General features: G+C 71.6%; 5 protein-coding genes and 1 pseudogene. 2 read left to right on the top strand and 4 right to left on the bottom strand.

Features of this window, described 5'->3' with window-relative positions; translation table 11 throughout:
- Window positions 1-120 precede the first annotated feature (120 nt).
- A complete protein-coding gene (locus tag ACFXGX_RS35960) occupies window positions 121-390 on the bottom strand; it encodes a hypothetical protein (RefSeq protein ID WP_384800207.1) in 270 nt (89 codons plus the stop codon).
- Window positions 391-815: 425 nt separating this feature from the next.
- Window positions 816-1,409 (bottom strand): DUF4291 domain-containing protein, encoded by a 594-nt coding sequence (locus ACFXGX_RS35955; RefSeq protein WP_384800205.1) that lies wholly within the window; start codon window positions 1,407-1,409, stop codon window positions 816-818.
- Window positions 1,410-1,448: 39 nt separating this feature from the next.
- Between ACFXGX_RS35955 and ACFXGX_RS35950 the strand changes: the two are divergent.
- Window positions 1,449-1,760: pseudogene (locus tag ACFXGX_RS35950) on the top strand (DUF4291 family protein); the annotation flags it as partial.
- Between the two features lie 36 nt (window positions 1,761-1,796).
- On the opposite strand, the gene ACFXGX_RS35945 reads toward ACFXGX_RS35950, so the two are convergent.
- On the bottom strand, window positions 1,797-2,204 hold the full coding sequence (locus ACFXGX_RS35945) for a DUF3224 domain-containing protein (protein ID WP_384800202.1): 408 nt from the start codon (window positions 2,202-2,204) through the stop codon (window positions 1,797-1,799).
- A gap of 540 nt (window positions 2,205-2,744) precedes the next feature.
- Between ACFXGX_RS35945 and ACFXGX_RS35940 the strand changes: the two genes are divergently transcribed.
- Entirely contained in the window at window positions 2,745-3,974 is a 1,230-nt protein-coding gene (locus tag ACFXGX_RS35940; protein ID WP_384800199.1) for a serine hydrolase domain-containing protein, read from the top strand.
- Between the two features lie 31 nt (window positions 3,975-4,005).
- Here the strand turns inward: ACFXGX_RS35940 and ACFXGX_RS35935 are convergent, their stop codons facing one another.
- Window positions 4,006-6,213: a restriction endonuclease gene (locus ACFXGX_RS35935; protein ID WP_384800196.1), complete on the bottom strand. Its 2,208-nt coding sequence runs from the start codon at window positions 6,211-6,213 to the stop codon at window positions 4,006-4,008.
- Between the last annotated feature and the right edge of the window lie 188 nt (window positions 6,214-6,401).

Genomic DNA, 6,401 nt, shown 5'->3' with positions numbered 1-6,401 from the left:
CCTATAACACCCCCACCCCCCCACCCCAGAACAAGCGCGTTCTGGGGGGCTCGTTTTTTTTTATAAGCCGCCCGGGGCCGGGACCATCTATCGGCCGACGACTCCGCGTCGGCCGGGACCTCAGAAGGCGCTGTTGCTGCAGTCGTTGACGGAGCCGAGGTGGGTGGACTGGGCGCCCGGGTGGCCCTCGCCGCCCAGCAGGTTGCCGGCCGCGCCGTTGATCAGGCCGACCTCGCCGAGGACGTCCACGTTCAGGTCGTGCGACGTGCAGCTGGAGTGCTGCTTGATTTCGAACCCGTCGCCGTGGCCACCGGCGTAGGCCGTGCCGCCCACGAGTCCGATGCTGCCGATCGCGGCGATCAGGACGGCGGCCTTGCGAAGCTTGCGCATGTCATCTCCGATGAAGTGAGTGGGTGCGATCTACGAAAGATCGACTTCTACAATCCTGGGAGATTAGTTAGGAATATGCCGAAACGAGCACTGACGCGCCGAGGCTCATGATCGCGCGGCAGAAACACCCGAAAGCCCTAGCGAAGGCGAACGGTCCCGTCCGTGGCCACCGGGCCGGCAGGCGGTGGCGGCCGGTGCTCACGATCCGCGCGGCAACAGAGAACAGCCGCAGGCCGGAAGCGGGGAGCGCGTCGACGAGGCGGGAGACCGCCGGATCGGAAGCCACCGGGCCGGACACCCCCGGCTCGGCCCGCGGCACGCCGATGGCGGGGGTCCAGGCCGGGCCTGCGGACCGCCTCGACCGGCGGCACCGACCCGGCCCGCGAGGCCCCCGCGGCTGCCGCCAGTTGTGCCCGGATTGCCGGTCAGGGACTCAGGTGGGCCAGGAGTTCCGCGCCGGCGGGGTACTCCTGCTCCTGGGGAAGCAGTCGGGTCGCCCAGTCCAGTTCGCCGTCCCTGACGAGTGCGTGGATCTCGTGGGCGAGCGGGGTCACGTCGCTGATGGACACGATCCACTCGTCCGCGTAACGCGACGACGCCTCGCCCGAGAGCCCCAGTTGGAGCGAGCGGTGCGGCAGGGGACGCAGGTGCAGATCGCGTTCGGGATCCCACTGGACACGGGCCGGTGCGCGCTTGAGGGCACGCTGCCAGGTGCCGCGATCGGGATGCAGTCCGCGAACGTAACTCGACAGGCAGGAATGGCGCAGCGCCCAGTCGAAGCCGTCGCGAGTGATCTCGACGGCGAGGACGGTCTCCTGACCCTCCTTCGTGCCCCAGCCGGAGCGGTACATCATCCACATGAAGCTGGGTTTGATCCACGTCATGCGGTCGGGCTTCCACGCGGCGGGGAAACGACCCTTGCGGGCGGCGGGTCCGCCGATCTCAGGGCGGTACGCCTGGTAGACGGTGATCGTGGACGCCGTGTGGAGCGCGCGGATCCTGCGGAGCGGTTCTTCCATGACGTACAGCGTGGGCCCGGCCGGCTCAGGCGACCACCGATTTTCGACCCGCCGCCCGATCCGCCGGAGCCCGCCGGCCGACCTCCGGCTCCGTCGAGGGGTGGGTGGAGTCCGTGCTGCGAACGCGACTTGACGTGGATCAAGCCCGGTCTTCCGTGGATGATGTACCGCTCCGGCTGGGGCACGAAGGAAGGTCGGGAGACCGTCCTCGCCGTCGAGATCAGTCGTGACGGCTTCGCATGGGCGGTGCGCGGTGCGTGCCCGTCGAGTTACGTGCGCGGAGCGCATCCGGACCGTGCCACCCGGCAGCGTGAGCTCAAGGGCGCGCCGACCCGCGTCCATTGGGGTCCGAACGCGGGGAAGGGACGGGACCCGTGGCGCGTCGGGCTAGTGGGCCAGTTCGTAGTCGAACCAGATCCGGTGGGTGCCGTCCGTGTCGACCGCGATGCCGCCCGTCCCGGTGATCCCGGCCAGCGCGCCCGTCCCGCCGGCCGGCACGATGACGAAGAACTCGCTCTCCCTCCCCTCGCCCAGGGTCGTAGCGGAGTGCGCGAAGTTGAAGGCGCCCGCCTGCCCGTGGAGCGTCCCCTCGAAGGACTCCATGGCGACGTACGTTCCCACCCCGTCGGACTGGTCGAACGCGGCGGTGAACAGCGTGGCGGAGCGTCCGGCGATCTCGCCTTCGTACTCCTTCTCCATCGTGGCGACGCCGACGGGCAGCGCCGTCTCGATCGCGGGGCTCGGCACCGGTGCCGGAGTGAAGCCGGCGACCTTGAACGTTCCTGAAGCTCGCATCCCCGGATCGTATGCCGCGCCACTGACATCGCCACCGAGTCGCACGGACAGCCTCGGAGTCCTTGGAGCAAGCCCGCCACCCCGCCGATGAACGCGCTGGTCAGCGTTGCGGCGACCAGTACGCCCGGCAGAACCCGCGGCCGGCGGGATCCGGTCTCCGGGCCGGTTCGGGCGCGTACGGCCGTGGCCGTGGCCGTGGCTCCCAGGGTCAGCACCACCAGTCCGAACAGGGAGAGCGCCGGCCGGCCGAACGTGGCGGCCACGCCGGTGGGCGAGATGCGTGACCGCGAGCCAGGTCACGGCGGTTCCCGCGACGAACAGACCCGTGATCACCGGCAGTGGGCGCCCTGCCGTCCGACGGCGCGACGCCCCCGGCCGGAGCCGGCGCAGCGCCTGCGGCATGCCCGGCCCACCGTGGCTCCGATCGAGTGGACTTGCCGGAACGTTGATCGGACCGGGGCTCGTAGCCAAGGCGCGGGTGGTGCTGTTGCCGTCTGTTCCCGTGACCGGGACCTGAACCTGATCCGGAAGAGGCGCCCCATGCGACATACCTCCTATCGCCGCCCCCTCGCCGCGGCGCTGCTCGCGGCGTCCGTGCTGGCCCCGATGACGACGACGCCCGCCGTGGCCCTCCACGCGCCGGGTGTCCGCCCGACAGGCGTCCACGCGGCGGGCGCGGACGGATACGGCGAGGACGACAGCGCGAGCGACAGCCTCGGACCGGCGCTGAGCGCCCGGCTGGACAAGGCCATCGCCGACGTCCGCAAGCAGGCCGGCATCCCCGGTGTCGTCGTCGGGCTGTGGATGCCCGGCAAGGGGAACTACGTCCGCGCGACCGGAGTCGCCGACAAGACCACCGGCAAGCCGATGTCCGCCGACTCCTACGTCCGGATCGGCAGCGAGACCAAGACCTTCACCGTCACCGCGCTGCTCGAACTCGTCGACCGGCACCTGGTCCGGCTGGACGACCCCGTCTCCCGCTACATCCCCGGCGTGCCGAACGGCCGCCGGATCACGCTGCGCCAGCTCGCCGAGATGCGCAGCGGGCTGTTCCCGTACACCTCCGACGCGGACTTCGAGCACGACCTGCTGAGCGACCCGCAGCGGGTCTTCACCCCGCGGGAACTGCTCGCGTACGGCTTCAAGCACCCGAACACCTTCGCCCCGGGCGCGCAGTTCGAGTACTGCAACAGCAACCTCATCCTGCTGGGCCTCGTCGTCGAGAAGGTCACCGGTCACAAGCTCCGCGACGTCATCGACGGGCGGGTCCTGCGCCCGGCTCGTCTGCGCCACACGCTGTTCCCGAAGGGGAACGAGTTCCCCGAGCCGCACCCGCAGGGCTACACCGACCAGACGCTGAGCGGCGAGGTCGCGAACTCCACAAACTGGGACCCGAGTTGGGCCTGGGCCGCGGGGGCGATGATCTCGAACCTCCAGGACCTGCGGCACTGGGCCAAGGTCGTCGCCACCGGCACGCTGCTCAGCCCCGAGACCCAGGCACAGCGCCTCAAGACGCTGCCGACCGGCTTCCCGGGAACGACGTACGGTCTCGGCGTCTTCAACGCCGGCGGATGGATCGGGCACAACGGCTCCCTGCCGGGATACGAGACCGTGACCGTGTATCTGCCCTCGAAGAAGGCCACCCTGGTCGTCATGCTCAACACCGACATCACGTACGAGGGCCAGGAACCGTCCACGCTGGTCGCGAGGGCCGTCACGGAGATCGTCACGCCGGACAACGTCTACGCCGGCGCGGTCGTCGGCCCCTGAAGACCGACCGGGGCGAGCCCCGCGTGCGGTCCTACTCCACCGCGATGCCGAAGTCCCTTACGAGTTCCGCGAGTCCGCCCGGGTAGCCCTTGCCGCCGAGAACGAACTTCCAGTTCCCGTCGGCCCGGCGCCGGAAGGAGCCGAGGACCAGGGCGGTCTCGCCGGGCCGGCCGTCGGAGACGTCGAGCCGGTCCAGTTCGGCCAGGTCCGGGCCGAGCAGCCGGATGCCGGCTTCCGTGAAGCCGGAGAGGTCGGCGTCGGGGTCGGCCTCGGGGTCGATCGCGGCCACGAGGACGACCCGGTCGGCCTCTGCCGGCAGGGCGTCGAAGGAGACGCCGATCGCGGCCTTGTCGGGCGGCGGCGCGGGCAGCGCGGACACCGAACCGTCGGGTGTCCGCGGGTTGTTGTAGAACACGAAATGATCGTCGCCGAGGACACGCCCGCCCCGGCAGACGAGCGCGCAGACGTCCAGGGCGACGTCTCCGGTCCATCCCATCCCGAGGACGTTGTGGTCGTCGGGCAGCCGGGGCCCCGCGTCCGGCCGGGCCGCTCGCGGCGCCCCCGACGACGACCGGGACGGCCCCGACACCCGGGACGCCCGAGCAGGCCGGGACGCCTGGGCCGACTGGGATGGCTGAGCGGGCCGGGACGCCTCGGGCGACCGGGACGGCCGGGACGCCTGCGCCGGCCGGGACGCCGATGCCGCCCCCGAGCGGCCCCCGTCACCCAGCCTCCCCCGCAGCCCGTGCCGATGCAGCAGATCCACGAGTTCGGGGCCGGCGACGAGCTCCAGCGGCTTGCCCTCGGCGAAGGCGTGCGAGCCGGGGCCGAACCCCGACGTCGTCACGAGCACGCCCTTGTTGGCGCCCGCGTCCTGCACCGTCCCGTACAGGTCGCGCACGGCGGTGGGCGGCACGGTGTTCCGGTAGCGCTTCACCTGGACGACGATCTTGCCGCCCCGGATCGGCGCCGGGTCCAGCGCGTCGACGTCCACGCCGCCGTCGTTCGAGCGCTGGGTCGTCACCGCCTGCATCCCCATGGCCCGGAACAGATCGGCCACGAGCTCCTCGAACGCGATCGGGTCCATGGCGTAGAGATCGGGATCCTCGTCGCCGCCGTGGGCGACGACACGGTTCCCGACGTCCTGCGGCCGCCGGCCGGGCCGTACGGGCGTGAGCTGGTCCGGCCGGGCCGAGAGCTGCCCGCGCAGTCCGTCGGTCAGACAACTGGCCGCGTCCACCTGGGCGAGGTGCAGTTCGAGGAACGAGGAGCGGGCGGCCCTGACGGTGGCGAGGACGATGTGGTCCGGCCGGCCCGTGGTGGGGTCGTGTCCGTCCACGAAGCCGTTCAGGACGACCGACGCGAGCACGCCCCGCTCGTCGGCGCCGAAGAGTTCGTGCAGCACGAGCAGCACGCACTGCGCGAGGACCTCGCGGTACAGGCCCCGCCGCTGGGTCACGGGACGGGCGGTCTCCTTGTCCTGGTCGGCGCCGGACAGGTACCGGACGGCCTTCACCTCGGGGACGACGTCGTACGCGGGCAGCTCCCAGTCGAGGACCAGTTCCCCGGCGGCCGCGTCGTAGGCGGCGGCGACCCGGCGCGGGAAGCCCTCCGGCCATGCCGACGACGAGTAGAGAGCGGCGGAGAAGTACTCGATCACGGAGTCGGGATCCCCGCGGCGGACTCCTTCGGCCACCTCCGCGACACCCGCGTTGTGCCGCCGCACGTCCGCCAGCCGGGCGTCGGCCCACTGCTGGTACTCCCGCCGGTACGAGTCCAGTTGGCGCTGCCGGTGCGCCTCGGCGGCCTGGGCGGCGTGCCAGTCCAGCTCGAAGCGCGCCTGCGCCTCGGCCTGCGCCTGCGCCCGGCGGTTCGCGGTCCAGCCGCTCTGTGCCTGGTACTGGCCGATGTCCGGCATGACCACCGGCTGCGCGAGCGGACCCGGGGCGAAGGGCTGGATCTGTTCGGGACGCAGGAGCGAGGCGGCCCGGAAGGCGGGCGCCCGGCAGCCCGCGGCGAGCAGACCCTGCAACGAGGCGACGTCGGCGTCCAGTTCTTCGGTACGGCGTCGCGCCTCGGCCTGCCGGTACTCGCGGTACTCCTGGGCGGCCCGCCGCTGGTGGGCCCGCGCCTGCTGCTCCTCCTGCCTGCGCCGTCTCTCGTCGAGCTCCCGCTGGCGCTGCTGCTGCCGCTGCACCTCGGCCCAGACGCCGACGAAACCCGTAGAGCGACGACTCATGAGCTGCAGGCCCTCCCCCGATGTCGGCAGCCGAACGGCCCCGTTGGTTGTCCCCACAACCATGTGTAAAAGGGTGACTCTATCCAGTAATCACGATCTCGCACATCCACGGGACGGCGGCCGCCGGGACCGGGCATTCTGGCAGGTCACCTCCGGTCGGGAGGCAACGGAGGCGCCGTTCCCGTCCG

Origin of the sequence: Streptomyces sp. NPDC059371 (assembly GCF_042751995.1) — a bacterium.
Lineage (GTDB): Bacteria > Actinomycetota > Actinomycetes > Streptomycetales > Streptomycetaceae > Streptomyces.
This window is presented reverse-complemented; position numbering and strand designations above follow the sequence as displayed.